At 69.0% G+C, this 16600-nt stretch carries 14 protein-coding genes; 2 read left to right on the top strand and 12 right to left on the bottom strand.

Annotation, left to right across the window (positions count from 1 at the left end):
- Window positions 1-47 precede the first annotated feature (47 nt).
- The gene (gene recR / locus IFT54_RS13675; RefSeq protein WP_031393413.1) at window positions 48-644 is read right to left on the bottom strand and encodes a recombination mediator RecR; all 597 of its coding nucleotides are present in this window, start codon (window positions 642-644) and stop codon (window positions 48-50) included.
- A gap of 52 nt (window positions 645-696) precedes the next feature.
- On the opposite strand from recR, the gene fmt reads away from it, so the two are divergent.
- Both fmt and truA read left to right on the top strand, forming a co-directional pair.
- Window positions 697-1623 (top strand): methionyl-tRNA formyltransferase, encoded by a 927-nt coding sequence (gene fmt / locus IFT54_RS13670; protein ID WP_192071047.1) that lies wholly within the window; start codon window positions 697-699, stop codon window positions 1621-1623.
- Entirely contained in the window at window positions 1620-2360 is a 741-nt protein-coding gene (gene truA, locus IFT54_RS13665) for a tRNA pseudouridine(38-40) synthase TruA (protein WP_192071046.1), read from the top strand. The genes fmt and truA overlap by 4 nt, the downstream gene beginning before the upstream one ends.
- A gap of 12 nt (window positions 2361-2372) precedes the next feature.
- Here truA and IFT54_RS13660 read toward each other — a convergent pair whose 3' ends face one another.
- The 11 genes from IFT54_RS13660 to dapA all read right to left on the bottom strand — a co-directional run bounded on the left by IFT54_RS13660 (window position 2373) and on the right by dapA (window position 16567).
- The gene (locus tag IFT54_RS13660) at window positions 2373-3569 is read right to left on the bottom strand and encodes a class I SAM-dependent RNA methyltransferase (protein WP_192071045.1); all 1197 of its coding nucleotides are present in this window, start codon (window positions 3567-3569) and stop codon (window positions 2373-2375) included.
- On the bottom strand, window positions 3566-5056 hold the full coding sequence (locus IFT54_RS13655; RefSeq protein ID WP_192071044.1) for an NAD(P)H-hydrate dehydratase: 1491 nt from the start codon (window positions 5054-5056) through the stop codon (window positions 3566-3568). The genes IFT54_RS13660 and IFT54_RS13655 overlap by 4 nt, the downstream gene beginning before the upstream one ends.
- Window positions 5053-5328, bottom strand: a complete 276-nt coding sequence (locus tag IFT54_RS13650) for a hypothetical protein (RefSeq protein ID WP_244648977.1) — start codon at window positions 5326-5328, stop codon at window positions 5053-5055. The genes IFT54_RS13655 and IFT54_RS13650 overlap by 4 nt, the downstream gene beginning before the upstream one ends.
- A 106-nt stretch (window positions 5329-5434) precedes the next feature.
- On the bottom strand, window positions 5435-7156 hold the full coding sequence (ilvD, locus tag IFT54_RS13645; protein ID WP_031440068.1) for a dihydroxy-acid dehydratase: 1722 nt from the start codon (window positions 7154-7156) through the stop codon (window positions 5435-5437).
- Window positions 7157-7273: 117 nt separating this feature from the next.
- Complete coding sequence (locus IFT54_RS13640; RefSeq protein WP_031396103.1) at window positions 7274-7624, bottom strand: response regulator; 351 nt, start codon at window positions 7622-7624, stop codon at window positions 7274-7276.
- Window positions 7625-7672: 48 nt separating this feature from the next.
- Complete coding sequence (locus tag IFT54_RS13635) at window positions 7673-10057, bottom strand: hybrid sensor histidine kinase/response regulator (protein ID WP_192071042.1); 2385 nt, start codon at window positions 10055-10057, stop codon at window positions 7673-7675.
- 80 nt (window positions 10058-10137) lie between these two features.
- A complete protein-coding gene (locus IFT54_RS13630) occupies window positions 10138-12198 on the bottom strand; it encodes a M13 family metallopeptidase (RefSeq protein ID WP_192071041.1) in 2061 nt (686 codons plus the stop codon).
- A gap of 127 nt (window positions 12199-12325) precedes the next feature.
- Window positions 12326-14413: a M13 family metallopeptidase gene (locus IFT54_RS13625; protein ID WP_192071040.1), complete on the bottom strand. Its 2088-nt coding sequence runs from the start codon at window positions 14411-14413 to the stop codon at window positions 12326-12328.
- A gap of 92 nt (window positions 14414-14505) precedes the next feature.
- Window positions 14506-14991: a DUF2062 domain-containing protein gene (locus tag IFT54_RS13620; protein WP_192071121.1), complete on the bottom strand. Its 486-nt coding sequence runs from the start codon at window positions 14989-14991 to the stop codon at window positions 14506-14508.
- Window positions 14992-15069: 78 nt separating this feature from the next.
- Window positions 15070-15552 (bottom strand): SsrA-binding protein SmpB, encoded by a 483-nt coding sequence (gene smpB / locus IFT54_RS13615; RefSeq protein ID WP_031395420.1) that lies wholly within the window; start codon window positions 15550-15552, stop codon window positions 15070-15072.
- Between the two features lie 115 nt (window positions 15553-15667).
- Window positions 15668-16567, bottom strand: coding sequence for a 4-hydroxy-tetrahydrodipicolinate synthase (dapA, locus tag IFT54_RS13610; RefSeq protein ID WP_192071039.1), 900 nt, complete (start codon window positions 16565-16567; stop codon window positions 15668-15670).
- Between the last annotated feature and the right edge of the window lie 33 nt (window positions 16568-16600).

The following is a 16600-nucleotide window of genomic DNA, read 5'->3' as shown; positions in this document are numbered from 1 at the left end:
AGGTTCCGCGGGTTGAGCCGTCAAGCATTTGGGTTAGGCCGCAACGATCAGGCCATCGGGCGACGCGCGCGCAGCGCCTGGGCGAGCGTGCCCTCGTCGAGATAGTCGAGCTCGCCGCCCACCGGCAGGCCGTGCGCGAGCTGCGTGACGCGGACGGGGAATCGTTCGATCCGTTCGGCGATGTAATGCGCGGTGGTCTGGCCTTCGAGCGTCGCGTTCATCGCGAGCACGACCTCGTCGATCCCCCCCGCCTCGATCCGGCGGACGAGATTGTCGATGCTGAGATCCTCGGGACGGATCCCTTCAAGCGCGGACAGGCGACCGCCGAGCACGTGGAAGCGACCGGGGAACAGCCGCGAGCGATCGAGCGCCCAGAGATCGGCGACCTCCTCGACGACGCAGAGCGAGCGCTGGTCGCGGCGCGGGTCGGCGCAGATCGCGCACGGGTTGGTGGTGTCTACATTGCCGCAGACGCTGCAATTCTCTAGCCGCTCGTCGACCGCGGTCAGCGCCTCGCGCAGCGGACCCAGCGCGGCGTCGCGCTTCTTGAGCAGATGCAGCACGGCGCGACGTGCGGACCGGGGGCCGAGGCCGGGGAGCCGGGCCAGCGCCTGCGTCAGCGCCTCGATCTCGGGGGATGCCATCGCAACCAGATAGGGGGTTGCGTCGCTCCCCGCCAGCGTGTTCGAGAGGGGCATGCGGATCATCTTCATGGGAACGCCGGACTTCGCGGTGCCGGTGCTGGAGGCCCTCGTCGCGGCGGGGCACGACTTGGTGGCGGCCTATTGCCAGCCGGCACGCCCGGGCGGGCGACGCGGGCGCGAGCTGGTGGCCTCACCAGTGCAGGTCCGGGCAGAGGCGCTGGGCATCGAGGTTCGGACGCCGGTGTCGTTCAAGGCGTCGCTGCCCGAGGGGCTCGCCGCGCGGGAAGCGTTTGCGGCGCTCGACGCTGATGTTGCGGTGGTGGCGGCGTATGGCCTGATCCTGCCGCGTGCGGTGCTCGACGCGCCGCGGCTCGGGTGCCTCAACGTACACGGCTCGCTGTTGCCGCGGTGGCGCGGGGCGGCACCGGTGCAGCGCGCGATCCTCGCGGGCGATGCCGAGACGGGCGTCGGGATCATGCAGATGGAGGCCGGGCTCGATACCGGGCCGGTCAGGCTGGAGGGGCGGACGCCGGTCGTGGGCAAGACCGCGGGCGACCTGACCGCCGAGCTGTCGGTGATGGGGGCGCGGTTGATGGTCGAGGTGCTGGGCGATCTGGACGGCTACCCTGCCCGGCCGCAGCCCGACGAGGGCGTCACCTATGCGGCCAAGATCGACAAGGCGGAGGCGCGGATCGATTTCGAGCGGTCGGCGGTCGAGGTCGAGCGGCTGGTGCGCGCGATGAACCCGGCGCCCGGCGCGTGGTTCGAGGTCGCCGGCGAGCGGGTGAAGGTGCTGGCGGCGGACGTGTTGCCGTTCAGCTTCCTGGGGTGCGAGGGGCTGACCGTGAACGCCGAGTTGACGATCGGGTGCGGCGACGGCGCGATCCGGCCGACTCTGGTGCAGCGGGCCGGGCGCGGCATGACATCGGCCGAGGAGCTGCTGCGCGGGTTTGCGATTCCCTCGGGGACCCAGCTTTGACGCGGTTCGCGCTGACGGTGGAGTTTGACGGCCGGCCGTTCATGGGCTGGCAGCGACAGAAGCATGGGCCGAGCGTGCAGGCCGCGCTCGAGGCGGCGGTGCTGAAGATGACCGGCGAGACCGTGGCGGTGCAGGCGGCGGGGCGGACCGATGCAGGGGTGCACGGGATCGCGATGCGCGCGCATGTCGATATCGAGAAGCCGGTCGCGGCGTTCCGGCTGATGGAGGGGCTGAACGCGCTGGTCAAACCGGCGCCGGTGTCGGTGCTGGCGTGCGAGGTGGTGCCCGACGACTGGCATGCGCGGTTCTCGTGTATCGGGCGGTCGTACGAGTACCGGATCGTCAACCGGCGCGCGCCGCTGAGCTTCGAGGCGGGGCTGGCGTGGCAGGTGCCGCAGCCGCTCGATGCGGACGCGATGGCCGAAGCGGCGCGCGCGCTGGTAGGGCGGCATGATTTCACGACGTTTCGGTCGGCGCATTGCCAGGCGGACAGTCCGTTGCGGACTTTGGACCGGCTGGATGTGGTACGCGAGGGCGAGCGGCTGTTCGTCTACGCGGCGGCGCGGTCGTTCCTGCATCACCAGGTGCGGTCGATGGTCGGGTGCCTCGCGCTGGTCGGCATGGGACGCTGGGCGGTCGGCGATGTCGCGGACGCGCTGGCGGCGAAGGATCGGGCGATGCTGGGGCTCAACGCACCGCCCGATGGGCTGTTCTTCGTTACTGCGGTTTATCCGTAAAGAGACAAGAGGTTAGCGGACGAACTTCGCAGCGAGTTCGACATGCGTCGACCAGAGGAACTGGCCGACCGGCTGGATCCAGTCGATCCGCCAGCCGGCGTCGCAGAGCTCCTTGGCATCGCGCGCGAAGCTCGCCGGGTTGCACGAGACGTAGACGATCACCGGCGTCGTCGACGCGGCGAGCGCGCCGGCCTGTTCGCGCGCGCCCGAGCGGGGCGGATCGATCACCACCGCGTCGAACCGGTCGAGCTCGGCCACCGTCAGCGGGCGACGGTAGAGATCGCGGTGTTCGGGGAAGACCGGGCGTTGCAGCCGGTGCGCGGCGGCCTTGAGCGCGGTCAGCGCGTCGCGCGCGCCCTCCGCGGCATAGACCTTCGCCGGAATCGCGAGCGTGAAGGTGCCGAGCCCGGCGAACAGGTCGGCGACGGTGGCGGGCGTGCCGATCGCCTCGAGCACCGCGGCGGTGAGCGCGGCCTCGCCGTCGGGGGTCGCCTGGAGGAACGAGGCAGGTGGCAGCGGCACGGGGACGCCGCCCAGCGTGATCGTCACCGCATCGGGCTCCCAGCGGGTCTCCGGCCCCAGCCCGTCGTCGAACGCGACGCGGGCGATGCCGTGCTCCTCGCAGAACCGGGTGAGCGCCTCGGCGGCGGGGAGGCCTTCGGGCGCGAATCCGGTGATGAGGATGTCGGCGCCCTGGTCCGCGAGCGTCAGGTGGATGTCCGCGCGGCGGCGGAAATTGAGGCGCTTGAGCAGGGTGCGCAAGGGGGCGACGAGCGCGAACAGGCGCGGATCGAGGATCCAGCATTCCTTGATGTCGACGATCAGATGCGCCTTCTCGGCGGTGAAGCCGAGCGTGATCCTGCCGCCCTTCGCTTCCGCATGCAGCGTCGCGCGGCGGCGGCTGCGGACCGGCGAGATATGCGGGGTGCGGATCGGCGCGGACAGGCCCTGCCCGTCGAGCGCGGAGGCGATCCGGTCGGTGACGAAGGCGCTGTAGCTCTCATCGTCGAGATGCTGGAGCTGGCAGCCGCCACAGGTCGGGAAATGGACGCAGGGCGGCGTCTGGTGGTGCGGGCCGTGGGTCACGCTGCCATCGGCCGCGAGCGTGTCGCCGGGCGCGGTGAAGGCGGCGTGGCGGCCATCGGCGGTGATGCCGTCGCCGCGCGCGGCGACGCGGACGATGGTGTCGGTCGTTGGGTCACTAATCATAAGGACGCTCTGGCCGACCGGAGCGCATTCGCCAAGTCATCGGCGATAAATGCCGGCCCGGATCGACGCGCGGCCTCGCCGTGAAGCCACACGCCCGCGGCGGCGGCGGCGAGCGGATCGAGCCCTGCGGCCAGCATCGCGCCGATCGCGCCGGCGAGGACGTCGCCGGTGCCGGCGGTGGACAGCCAGTCGCTCGCGCCGGGGGCGAGCCGGACGCGGCCGTCGGGCGCGGCGATGACGGTGTCCGCGCCCTTGAAGACGACGACTGAACCGGTGCGCGCGGCGGCGTCGCGGGCGCGGGTGATCTTGTCGTCGTCCGATCGTCCGAAGAGCGCGTCGAATTCGCCGGCATGCGGGGTGAGGATGACGGGGACGGTGAGCGCGCGGATCCGGTCGGGATCCAGCAGGCGGAGCGCGTCGCCGTCGAGGACGAGCGGGTGGCCGGCGGCGAGCGCGGCGTCGAGTCGGGCGCGGGCGGTGTCATCACGGCCGAGGCCTGGACCGATGACCAGCGCACCGATCCGGTCGTTGGCGAGCGCGTGGTCGGAGAATGCCGCACGGACGAGTGCGTGCGGCGGGCCCGCGCTGTCGCCGAGCAGCGTCACATAGCCCGCGCCCGCGCGCATCGCGGCGAGCGCGGCGAGGTCGGCCGCGCCCGCCATCGTGCCAGCGATGATCGCGACCATGCCGCGGGTATATTTGTGCGCGTCGGGTCCGGGGGGTGCGAGGTGCGGGCTTTTGAGCACTTCGGTCCGGCTGGTGACGGGGACGCCGATGTCGAGGAGGCGGATCTCGCCGCAACAGCGGGCGGCAGGCTGGAGCAGGTGCACGGGTTTGAGTGCGCCGAGGGCGAGCGTGAGGTGGAAGACGGGGGGTGTCGTGAGCGCGCGGCCGGAGTCGGTGGCGAGGCCGCTGGGGAGGTCGATGGCTATGGCGAGGGTGGCGGCTTTGGTCAGGGTGTGGAGTCTTTCCCCGATCGATACCTCCCCGGCGGAGGCCGGGGTCCAGTTGGGTGAACCGTGCGCGTCGTCGATAGCGGTGCCCAACTGGGCCCCGGCCTTCGCCGGGGGGGTGTTTGGGGTTTGGGGAGAGGTACCATTCAAGGGTCGGGTCAGGCCGGTGCCGAAGAGGGCGTCGACGAGGACGGGCGCTGGCTTCGCGTCGGCGAGAGCTTCGACGGGGCCGGGCCACCCTGCCCTTGCCGCCCTGGCCGCGTCGGTGCGGGGCTCGGAGAGCGCGGCGACGCGGACGGTTGCGCCCAGTTCGGCGAGCACGCGCGCGGCGACATAGCCGTCGCCGCCATTGTTGCCGGGGCCGCAGAGGATCAGGATGGCGTTCGATCCCGCCAGGCGGCGGACCGCGTGCGCGATCGCGGTGCCCGCGCGGTCCATCAGCGTATCGACCGTGACACCGGTTGCGATCACCGCATCCTCGGCCGCGCGCATCGCGGCAGCGGTCAGGACGGGCTGGCCCTCGATCCGGATCATGAGCCGTTCGCGCCCGGCTGGACCGTCCCCGGGAGGCGGTAGCGGTCGGTGCCCAGCGCGACGTCGATGCTGCCGGCCGTGGATGCCGTGACGCGCGCCCGCTCGGCCCCGTCGGCGGCGATGACGCCGCGCCCATCCGCGGAGATGCGCAGCCGGCGAAAGCCGCCATCGGCGTGGCGGAGGGTCAGGATCACGCCATCGGGACCGCGCGCCTGCTCGATCGTGCAGTCGGGGGCCAAAGCGGCGGCCCCCTTCGCGCAGGGGACATGCATGACGGGTGGGTCGTCGCGGCGCGACGCCGTGTCACCGGCATCGGGCTTGCCGCTCCCGCAGGCTGCCAGCGGGAGTGAGACAAGCCCGACAAGGTACTGCGATCGTTTAGATATCCGCGTAGACATGCGTTTCGGCTGCGGCTCCCGGGTGCGTGACCGCGCCCTTGTACGCCGGACCGACGGTCTTCGCATAGCGCCACAGCGCGCCCGAACCGTAATCGGTCTTGCGCGGGACCCAGACCGCGCGGCGTGCCGCCATCACGTCCTCGGGAACATCGAGATCGATCGTTCCCGCCTCGGCATCGATATGGATGATGTCGCCATCCTCGACGAGCGCGATCGGGCCGCCATCGGCGGCCTCGGGACCGACATGGCCGATGCAGAAGCCGCGCGTGCCGCCCGAGAAGCGGCCGTCGGTGATCAGCGCGACGCTCTCGCCCATCCCCAGCCCGTAGAGCGCGGCGGTGGTCGAGAGCATCTCGCGCATGCCCGGGCCACCCTTGGGACCTTCGTATCGGATGACGATGACCTCGCCCTCGTTGATCGCGCGGGCCTCGACCGCGGCGAAGGTGTCCTCCTCGCAGTCGAACACGCGCGCCGGGCCGCTGAACTGCAGCCGGTGCATGCCCGCGACCTTCACGATCGCGCCATCGGGGGCGAGGCTGCCACGCAGGCCGACGACACCACCCGTCGGCGTCAACGGCGTGCTGATGTCGTAGATGACCTTCTGGTCGGGGTTCCACGTCACCTGATCGATATTCTCGGCCAGCGTCTTGCCGGTGACGGTCATGCAGCTGCCGTCGAGGAAGCCGCCGCTGAGCATCGTCTTCATCAGCATGTAGACGCCGCCCGCCTCGTACATGTCCTTGGCGACATACTTCCCACCGGGTTTGAGGTCGGCGATGTACGGCGTTGTCTTGAAGATCTCGGCAACGTCGAACAGGTCGAACTCGATCCCCGCTTCCGACGCCATGGCGGGCAGATGCAGCGCGGCATTGGTCGAGCCGCCGGTCGCGGCGACGACTCGCGCCGCATTGATGAAGGCCTCGCGCGTGCAGATGTCGCGCGGGCGGATATTGTCGGCCAGACACTCCATAACCTGCGCGCCGGCGGCCACCGCGATCTGTTCACGCGTCGTGTAAGGAGCTGGCACCATGTTGCTGTTCGGAATGGACAATCCGATCGCTTCCGCGACGCAGGCCATGGTGTTGGCGGTATATTGGCCGCCGCAGGCGCCGTGGCCCGGGCAGGCGACCTTCTCGAGCGCATGCACCTCCGACAGCGGGCAGGCGCCGGCAGCATATTTGCCGACGATCTCGAACACGTCGACGACGGTGACGTCGCGTTCCTGATAGCGGCCGGGCAGGATCGACCCGCCATAGACGAACACCGAGGGGATGTTGAGGCGGAGCATCGCCATCATCATGCCGGGCAGCGACTTGTCGCAGCCGGCAAAGCCGACCAGCGCGTCGTAGCAATGGCCGCGGACCGAGAGTTCTACCGAGTCGGCGATGACTTCACGGCTGACGAGGCTCGCCTTCATCCCCTGATGCCCCATCGCGATGCCGTCGGTGACGGTGATCGTGTTGAAGCGGCGCGGCATCCCGCCGCCCTGGATGACGCCGGCCTGCGCGGCGTCGGCCTGCGCGTCGAGCGTGGTGTTGCAGGGGGCCGAGTTGTTGCCGGCGGACGCGAGCGCGACGAACGGACGCGCAATATCCTCTTCGGGGATACCCATCGCGTAGTAATAGCTGCGGTGCGGCGCACGCTCTGGACCGACGGAGACATGCCGGCTCGGCAGGCGCGATTTATCGAATATACGGGTCATGGCGACCGCCTATGTCGCGAGACGGGGCCTTTACGCAAGACAGTTGCGCATGGATTTGCAGTTTTATCCGCCGCGGCCGCGGTCCGACGAGGACCGCAGAGCCCGCGCGGCGGACCGTCAGAGGCTTTCGAGCGCCTTGGCGACGCCGTCCATCGTGAACGGCTTCTGCAGGCGGGGCCGGTCGCGGAAACGGGGATCGAGGCCGTCATCGCCACCGCCGGTCGCGAATACGAAGGGAATTCCGCCTTCGGCAAGCCGTTCGGCGATCGGAGTACTCTTCTCACCGCCACGCAGGTTGACGTCGAGGATCGCGGCGTCGACACCCCCGGCCGAGATGCGGTGAAGGGCATCGGCGACGGTGTCGACGGACCCTGCGACGCCCTTGTCCAGCACCTCGAGGAAATCCTCGAGCATCATGGCGATCAACGGTTCATCCTCTACGATGAGGATCTGCTGTGGCACGTTCATATTTTGTACCTTAGGCGGCAATTTCGCCGAGCGCCAACATCTTGTTGCTTAACGTGCCGCAAGAACGTCGCGCGCGGCTTCGGCAAGCTGCTGAACCGAGAAGGGCTTGGGAAGAAACTCGACATTGTCGAGGTCGATCGACTTGCGCAGCTGTTCCTCGGCATAGCCCGACATGAAGACGATCGGCAGGTCGGGATATTTCTCGCGTGCGTGCCGGACCATCGTCGGGCCGTCCATGGTCGGCATCACCACGTCGGTGATCAGCAGATCGGGGCGGCCGTTCTTCGCCATGATCTCGAGCGCGACCTCGCCATTCTCCGCGGTCAGCACGCTATAGCCCTGGCGGGTGAGCGCGCGTTCGGCGACTGCGCGGACCATGTCCTCGTCCTCGACGAGCAGGATGGTCCCCGTGCCCCACAGGTCGGCGGGCTTGGCCGCGGGCTTGGGCGCGGTGAGCCGCGGCGCGGCAGGGGCGGCGTGGACGGGGAGGAAGATGGTGAAGGTCGCCCCCTGCCCCGGCTGCGATTCGGCGAAGATATAGCCGCCCGACTGCTTGACGATGCCGTAGACGGTCGAGAGGCCGAGCCCGGTGCCCTTGCCGAATTCCTTGGTCGTGAAGAACGGCTCGAAGATCTTGGGCAGGACCTCGGGCGGGATTCCGGTGCCGGTGTCCTGGACGATCAGCGCGGTATAATCCGCGACGGGCAGGATGTCGGAGGCCATCTGCCGCACCTCGGTCGCCGAGACCGAGCGCGTGGTGATGGTCAGCGTGCCGCCGCCGCGCGGGTTGGCGGACAGGATCGCATCGCGGGCGTTGACCGCGAGATTGACGACGACCTGTTCGAGCTGCCCCGGATCGGCGCGGACCGGCCCCAGGTTGCGGCCGTGCATCATGTCGAGCCGGACGGTCTCGCCCATCAGTCGCTTGAGCAGGTTCGAGACCTCGGACACGACGTCGGGCAGCTGCAGGATCTGCGGGCGCAGCGTCTGCTGGCGGCTGAAGGCGAGCAGCTGGCGGGTCAGCCCGGCGGCGCGGTTCGAGTTGGTGCGGATCTGCTGGATGTCGTCATAATCGCTGTCGCCGGGCGAATGGCGCATCAGCATCAGGTCGCAGTGGCCGATGATCGCGGTCAGGATGTTGTTGAAATCATGCGCGACACCGCCGGCGAGCTGGCCGACCGCCTGCATCTTGGTCGCCTGCGCCACCTCGCGCTTCAGTCGCGATTCCTCGCTATTGTCCTTGAGGCTGAGCAGGACTGCGGCGTCGCCGAGCCCGCGCGCGCCGGCGATGGTCAGCGCGACCGGCTCGTCGGGATGATCCTTCAGCCGCACCGCCATGTCGGTCGAATGCGTCTGCCCGCCTGCGAACCGGCGGATCGCGTCGGCGACCGCGGTCTTGTCCTCGCGCACGACGAGGTCGCCGGGGTAGAGCGGCGGCGCGGCGCCGACGACCCCGGCGGCGCGCAGGAACGAGTCGTTCATCTGGATGAAGCGGCCTTCGCGATCGACCAGCGCCATGCTGAACGGCATCAGGCTGACGAGGCTGCGGACATGCGCGGAGGCAGACGCGCCGATCGCGGGCGCGTCTTCCTCGTCGTCGAGCAGGATGACGAGGACGGGGGCGTCGTCACCCTCGACAAAGGGCACCTGCACCACGCGCAGCGGCGTCCCCGCGCCGCCCTCGCGCGCGAAGCGGACGAGGCCGCGATTGTCGGTGATCAGGAAGCGCGCGAAGTCGCGTCCCTCGATCGCCTCATGCTCGTCGCCGATCGCGCGGACGCGGAGCACGCGGTTGGTCGCGCGGACGCGGCCGTCGGCGCTGAGCAACGCCGCCATGATCCCGCTGCCGCCGAGCCGGTCGCCGGTCGGCCCGTCGATCAGCCGCTCGGCGGTCTGCGCGAGGTCATAGTCGGGCGCGGTGACGAACCGCCAGACGAGCATGTCCGCCTCGTCGCCGGCGCGGGTGATCGATGCCGAGATGCGCAGCCCGTTGGCGACCAGCCGTTCCGCCTGCGCGTGACCGTCGCGCCACGCGGTGCGTCCGGCCTCGGCCAGCAATACGCCCCCACTCGCGTCGAGCGGCAGCCCCGGCGGGGTCGGGAAGCCGCTGAACACCGCGTCATAGGCATCGTTCGCGCAGACCAGCCGGCCCGCGCGATCGGTCACCGCGATCGCATCGCCGCTCGCCTGCGCCACCGCCCGCGTGAAGTCCCAGTCGATCGTGCGCAGTTCGGCGCTGCCGGCGCGCGCGAGCACGCGCCAGACGATCACCGCGCCGATGACGATGATCGCCGCGGCGAGAAAGGCCGCCGCGACGACGAGGTCGCCGATCATGCCGAGCACCAGCCCCGACGCGGCGATCCCCGTCACCGCCGCGACGAGGGCGGCGCGGCGGTTCGGCCCGAGGCCGGTCTGGGGCGGAAGCGAAACCATGCGATGCCTCTTCCGCTGTTCGGGGGTTTGGGGTCAAGCATCATGTCCCCACCCGGTTTCCCGGGCAGGGACGCGGCCGGTCACCAGATGCGCACGCGCTGTTCGGGTGCGAGATACAGGCGCTGCGTCGGCTTGGGCTGATAGGCGGCATACCAGGGGTCGAGATTGCGGACGACCGAGGCGCGCTGCTGCGACGGCGAATGCGGATCGGTCAGCAGCCGCTGACGCAGGTTCGCCTCGCGGTAGTTGCGGCGCCAGACCTGCGCCCAGCCGAGATAGAAGCGCTGGTCGCTGGTGAAGCCGTCAAGCACGGGCGCCGCCTTGCCGCCGAGCGCGGTGTGATAGGCGTCATAGGCGACCGTCAGCCCGGCGAGATCGGCGATGTTCTCGCCCATCGTCAGCTGGCCCTTCACGTGCATCCCCGGCAGCGGCTCATAGGCGTCGTACTGCGCGCCGAGCTTGCCGGTGAGCGCGTTGAACCCGGCGATGTCCTTGGGCGTCCACCAGTCGGTGAGCTGGCCCTTGGCATCGTATTTCGAACCCTGGTCGTCGAAATGATGGCTGAGCTCGTGCCCGATCACCGCACCGATGCCGCCATAATTGACCGCGTCGTCGGCCTTGGGGTCGAAGAAGGGCGGCTGGAGGATGGCTGCGGGGAAGACGATCTCTACCATGCCGAAATTGGCATAGGCGTTCACCGTCATCGGCGTCATGCCCCATTCCCAGCGCTGCAGGGGCTTGCCGAGCTTGGCGATATTGTCCTGATGCTGCCATTCATTGGCGCGCCATTCGTTGCCGAACGCGTCGCCGGACGTGATCGTCAGCGCGGACAGGTCCTTCCACTGGCTGGGATAGCCGATCTTGGGGGTGAAGGCGGCGAGCTTGGCATGCGCCTTCTGCTTGGTTTCGGGCGCCATCCAGTCGAGCTTGTCGATCCGGCGGCCCATCGCGGCGAGCACGTTCTTCACGAGCACATCGGCTGCCGCCTTGGTCTCGGGCGGGAAATACTGCGCGACGTAGAGCTTGCTGACCTCGTCGCCGAGCGCACCACTGGTGAACTGGACGCCGCGCTTCCAGCGGGCCTCCTGCTCGGGGGTGCCGCCGAGCACGGTGCCGTAGAAGGCGAACTGTTCGGCGTCGAACGCCTTTGGCAGCACGTCCGCATAGCCGTCGAGCGAACGCAGGATCAGCTGGTCCTTGAGCACGCCGATCGGCGCGGTCGCGACGAGTTTTGCAATGCCGGTGATCGCCGAGGGCTGTGCGACGATGACGGTCGGCACGGGCGTGCCGGTCGCCTTGAAATAGCCGGCGAAGTCGAAGCCGGGTGCGCGCCTGGCGAGATCGGCGACGGACATCTTGTTATAGGTCTTGGTCGCGTCGCGGCTGTCGACGCGGGTCCAGCTGACCCGGGCGATCTCGGTCTCGAACGCCAGCAGCGCGGCGGCGCGCGCCTCGGCATCGGGTTCGCCGGCGAGCGTCAGCATCTTCGCGATGTGCGCGCGGTAGGCGGTGCGCGCCTCGACCAGCTTGGCGTCGGTGCTGAGATAATAGTCGCGGTCGGGCAGGCCGAGCCCCGACTGGCCGAGCGAGAGGGCGTATTGCTCGGGTATCTTGTCGTCCTGGCCGACGCCGCTGCCGAACGGGCCGCCGATCCCGGCGCGATCCGCCTCGGCGAGCAGCGCGGGATAGCCCGACCGGTCCTTCAGCGCGGCGATCTTCGCGAGCCATGGGCGGATCGGTGCCAGCCCCTTGGCCTCGATCGTGCCGGTGTCGAGGAAGGTTGCATAGGCGCGGCCGATCTTCGAGTTCGAGTCCTTGGCCGCGGTGTCGAGGATGCCGCGGGTGCGCGTCTCGGACAGGTCGGAGAGGAAGTTGAACGCGCCGTAGTTCGACTTGTCCGCGGGGATCGGGGTGGTCTTCGCCCAGTTGCCATTGGCGAAGGCGTAGAAATCGTCACCGGGCTGGACGCTCTTGTCCATGCCCTTCTCGTCGAAGCCGAAGCTGCCATATTGCGCGCCGGTCGCGGCGGGTGCGGCGGGTGCGGCGGGTGCGGCCGTTGGTTCGGCGGTCTGCGAGATGGCGGCGGTGACGCCGGTGATCGCGGTGGCGGCGAGCAGGCCGGCGGCGATGTAGGTCTTCATGTTTCTCTCCAAACTACGTCATCCTGACGAAAATCAGGATCCAGAGCCACCGGCGTCCGCGCGTGTGGCTCTGGATCCTGGGTCGAGCCCAGGATGACGGGGCTATGTGGGGCGGTAGGAGTGTAGCTTACCAGATGCGGACGCGGGTTGCCGGGGCGAGGTAGCTGGCTTCGCCGGGCTTCACGCCGAACGCCGCGTACCAGGGGTCGAGGTTGCGGACGGTGAGGACGCGCTGGTGACCCGGCGAGTGCGGATCGGACAGCAAGGTCTGGCGCAGTGCGGGTTCGCGGAACTTGCTGCGCCAGACGCCGGCCCAGCCATAATAGAAGCGCTGGTCGCCGGTGGTGCCGTCGATCACCGGCGCGGGCTTGCCGCCGAGCGAGCGGTGATAGGCGTCATAGGCGACGGTCAGCCCGGCGAGATCGGCGATGTTCTCGCCGAGCGTCAGGCCGCCCTGGACGTGCAGCCCGAGCAAGGGCTCATAGGCGTCGTACTGCTTGACCAGCGCGTCGGTGAAGACCTTGAAGCGCGCGACGTCCTGCGGCGTCCACCAGTCGGTGAGCTTGCCGCTCGCGTCGTATTTGCGGCCCTGATCGTCGAAATGATGGCTGATCTCGTGACCGATCACCGCGCCGATGCCGCCATAGTTGATCGCCGGGTCCGCCTTAGGATCGAAGAAGGGCGGCTGGAGGATCGCGGCGGGAAAGACGACCTCGTTCATCGTCGGATTGGCATAGGCGTTGATCGTCATCGGCGTCATGAACCATTCGCCGCGGTCGATCGGCTGGCCGAGCTTCTTGAGGTCGCGATCATAGTCGAAGGCGTTGGCGCGCGCGACGTTACCGACGAGATCGCCGCGCTGGACCTGAAGCGCGGAATAGTCGCGCCATTTATCAGGATAGCCGATCTTGGGGGTGAAGGCGGCGAGCTTGGCGAGCGCCTTGGTCTTGGTCTCGGGCGCCATCCAGGCGAGGTTGCGCAACCGGTCGCCCATCGCCGCGATGACGTTCTTGACGAGCTGGTCGGCGGCGGCCTTCGATTCCGGCGGGAAATATCTGGCGACATACTGCTCGCCGATCGCCTCGCCCATCGCGCCCGACACGGTCGAGACGCCGCGCTTCCAGCGGACCTGCTGCTCGGGCGTGCCCGACAGGGTGGTGCCGTAGAAGCCGAAATTGGCCTTGTCGAAATCGCTCGAGAGATAGGGTGCATAGGCGCGCAGCACCTTGAGCATCGCATAGTCCTGAAGGACATTCACCGGCGTGTCGGCAAAGACCTTCGCCTCGCCGGTCAGCGCGCTCGGCTGCGCGACGAGGTAGAAGGGACGGCCGGTGACGCCCATCGCGGTCATGTACTGCGCCCAGGGGAAGCCGGGCGCCTTGGCCGCGAAGTCGGCGGCGGTCCATTTATTGTAGGTCTTGTCCGCGTCGCGGCTTTCGATCCGCGTCCAGTGCGCGGTGGCGAGGCCCTTCTCCATCGCGAAGACCGCCGCGGCGCGCGCGGCCGCGTTGGGCTCGCCCGCGAGCGTCAGCATCTGCGCGAGATACGCCTGATAGGCGGTGCGGACCGCGGCGAGCTTGGCATCGTCCTTCAGATAATAATCTCGATCGGGCAGCCCGAGACCACTCTGCCCGAAGCCGACGACATAGGTGGTCGGGTCCTTGTCGTCCTGCTGGACGCTGACGCCGACGAGCCCGCCGACCCCCTGGCGCTGCAGCTTCGCAATCTGGGTGACAAGCGCGGTCTTGTCGGTGGTCGTCTTGAGCGCGGCGAGCATCGGCTTCACCGGGCCCGCGCCCTTCGCGTTGACCGCCGCCTCGTCCATGAAGCTCGCGTAGAAGTCACCGACCTTGTCGCCGGGCTTCGCGGTCGCGGCGTCGAGGATCGTCCGGGTGCGCTCGAGCGACAGGTCCTGGAGGACGTGGAACATGCCGTAGGACGAGCGATCGGCGGGGATCGGCGTCGCCTTCTCCCAGCCGCCATTGGCATAGTCGAAGAAGTCGGTGCCGGGCTTCACCGCGGTATCGCGCCCCGCCATGTCGAAGCCGAAATCGCCGATCTGTGGCTTGTTCGCATCCTTAGGCGCAACGGGACCGCTGGCCGCACCGGCGAGCGCGGGCGACGGCGCGGCCGGTCGGGCCGGGGTCTGACTGGTCTGGGCCGAGACCGTTGCGGTGGAGGCGAGCAGAATGGCGGTGACAATCGACGTACGCATCAAGGACCCTCGGGGAAGAACTTCAGGATGCGGTGTGTTCTACGCCGATAAGACGCTCCGTCAATTCGTCGGGCGACAGATAGTGACGATTGTTACGATCCGCGATTATCGTGGCGGTGCCGCCACTTGCGGGCAATCCACAGCCGCCAGCCAAGTGCGCTGAGCGCATAGCCGCCGATCGAGGCGACGATGGTGATGGCAAGGAGGCCGAGCGCGGTGGCGGGTCCGGCCTGCATCAGCCAGGGGACCCAGTCGGCCTGCGCGGCGGCTTCGGCGACCGGCTGGCCGGGGACATGCGCGTCGATCCGCAGCATCCACGACCCGATCCAATAGGCGGCGATCCAGAGCGGCGGCGTCGTCAGCGGATTGGTGATGAAGGTGGTCAGCGCGGCGGTCGGCACATTGGCACGGAATGGCAGCGCGAACAGCGCGGCGACGGGGGTCTGCGCGACCGGCACGAGGATCCCTGCGACCATGCCGAGCGCGACGCCGCGGGGCACCGAGCGCCGCGTGAAGCGCCACAATTCGGGCGCGAGCACGCGGTGCGCGACGGGGCGCAACAGGCGGTTGCGCTCCATCGAATCGCGGGTCGGCAGATTGCGATGCGACCACGCCGCGAGGCGCCCGAAAAGACCGACCGGCGCCCTGGTCACGGCCTATCCACGATCCCGCATGATCCGGCCCTGCTCGCGCTTCCAGTCCTGTTCCTTCACCGAATCGCGCTTGTCGTGGTTCTGCTTGCCCTTGGCGAGAGCGAGCTCGACCTTCGCGCGGCCCTTGGAATTGAAATAGATCATCAGCGGCACGAGCGTCATGCCCTGGCGCGCGACCGCGCCGAACATCTTGTTGATCTCGCGCTCGTGCAGCAGCAGCTTGCGCGGCCGCTTGGGCTCATGGTTGAAGCGGTTGCCGTGGCTGAATTCGGGGATGTTCGAATTGACGAGCTGGACCGTGCTGCCCTTCACCTCGGCATAGGCCTCGGCGATCGAGCCTTCGCCCCCGCGCAACGCCTTCACCTCGGTGCCGGTCAGCGCGATCCCCGCCTCGAACACCTGCTCGATATAATAGTCGTACCGCGCGCGCCGGTTCTCGGCGACGATCTTGGTCTTTTCGAAGGTCGGGGGTTTGGGGCGTGCCATGGGATGCGCGATGTAGGAGGTCGGAGGGCGAAGGGGAAGCGGGCGTCGTATCGCGTTGGACGTTAATTGTCGGTCCCCCCGTCATCCTGACGTGCGTCAGGATGACGGACGGGGATCAGACCAGGCCGGCGTGCGCCAGCGCCGCGTCGACCGCGGCGCGCGAGGCGTCGCCCGCGGGGGTCATCGGCAGGCGCAGCGTCTCGGGGAAGCCGGCCCGTACCCGCGCCATGGCGTATTTGACCGGGCCCGGCGACGCGTCGGTGAACAGCGCGTCGTGCAGGGGATAGAGCCGGTCCTGATAGGCGAGCGCCGTGACGAAATCGCCCGCCTGGCACGCCGCCTGAAACTCGGCGCAGAGCTTCGGCGCGACGTTGGCGGTGACCGAGATGCAGCCGGTGCCGCCCATAACGTTGAACGCGAGCGCGAGGTCGTCATTGCCCGACAGCTGGCAGAAGTCTGGCCCGCAGGCTTCGCGGTGCTGCGACACGCGCGCGAGCACGCCGCTGGCGTCCTTCACGCCGACGAACACCTGCGGAAAGGCGGTGACGACCCGCGCCAGCGTCGCGGGCTGGATGTCGGTGACGGTGCGGCCGGGCACGTTGTAGAGGATGATCGGCAGCGGCGCGTCGGCGGCGAGCGCCTCGAAATGCCGGAAGATCCCCTCCTGGCTCGGGCGGTTGTAATAGGGCGGGACCATCAGCGCGGCATCGGCGCCAGCCTCGTGCGCCGCACGCAGATTGGCCGAGGCAACGCGCGTGTCGTTCGACCCTGCCCCGGCGATCACGGGCACGCGGCCTTTCGCCTGATCGACGCAGACGCGGACGACGTGGAAATGCTCGTCATAGGACAGAGTCGCTGCCTCGCCGGTGGTGCCGCACGCGACCAGCGCGGACGAGCCCTCGGCGATCTGCCACTCGACGAAATCGCGATAGGCGCGCTCGTCGAAAGCACCGTCCGCGGCGAACGGCGTGACGAGCGCCGGGATCGACCCGGCAAAGGAAAAACCTGCAAACATCGGTATATTGCGCTCCTGCCGCGCTAAATTCGG

It is taken from the genome of Sphingomonas sp. CFBP 13714 (assembly GCF_014842205.1).
Lineage (GTDB): Bacteria > Pseudomonadota > Alphaproteobacteria > Sphingomonadales > Sphingomonadaceae > Sphingomonas > Sphingomonas aerolata.
Note: the sequence above shows the minus strand (reverse complement) of the source record. Positions and strands in the feature narration are given on the sequence as shown.

Bases quoted from the DNA above. Each gene is read 5' to 3' on its own strand.
- recR (WP_031393413.1), bottom strand. From the start codon at position 644: ATGGCATCCCCCGAGATCGAGGCGCTGACGCAGGCGCTGGCCCGGCTC.
- fmt (WP_192071047.1), top strand. From the start codon at position 697: ATGCGGATCATCTTCATGGGAACGCCGGACTTCGCGGTGCCGGTGCTG.
- IFT54_RS13660 (WP_192071045.1), bottom strand. From the start codon at position 3,569: ATGATTAGTGACCCAACGACCGACACCATCGTCCGCGTCGCCGCGCGC.
- IFT54_RS13655 (WP_192071044.1), bottom strand. From the start codon at position 5,056: ATGATCCGGATCGAGGGCCAGCCCGTCCTGACCGCTGCCGCGATGCGC.
- IFT54_RS13650 (WP_244648977.1), bottom strand. From the start codon at position 5,328: ATGCATGTCCCCTGCGCGAAGGGGGCCGCCGCTTTGGCCCCCGACTGC.
- ilvD (WP_031440068.1), bottom strand. From the start codon at position 7,156: ATGACCCGTATATTCGATAAATCGCGCCTGCCGAGCCGGCATGTCTCC.
- IFT54_RS13640 (WP_031396103.1), bottom strand. From the start codon at position 7,624: ATGAACGTGCCACAGCAGATCCTCATCGTAGAGGATGAACCGTTGATC.
- IFT54_RS13635 (WP_192071042.1), bottom strand. From the start codon at position 10,057: ATGGTTTCGCTTCCGCCCCAGACCGGCCTCGGGCCGAACCGCCGCGCC.
- IFT54_RS13630 (WP_192071041.1), bottom strand. From the start codon at position 12,198: ATGAAGACCTACATCGCCGCCGGCCTGCTCGCCGCCACCGCGATCACC.
- IFT54_RS13625 (WP_192071040.1), bottom strand. From the start codon at position 14,413: ATGCGTACGTCGATTGTCACCGCCATTCTGCTCGCCTCCACCGCAACG.
- IFT54_RS13620 (WP_192071121.1), bottom strand. From the start codon at position 14,991: ATGGAGCGCAACCGCCTGTTGCGCCCCGTCGCGCACCGCGTGCTCGCG.
- smpB (WP_031395420.1), bottom strand. From the start codon at position 15,552: ATGGCACGCCCCAAACCCCCGACCTTCGAAAAGACCAAGATCGTCGCC.
- dapA (WP_192071039.1), bottom strand. From the start codon at position 16,567: ATGTTTGCAGGTTTTTCCTTTGCCGGGTCGATCCCGGCGCTCGTCACG.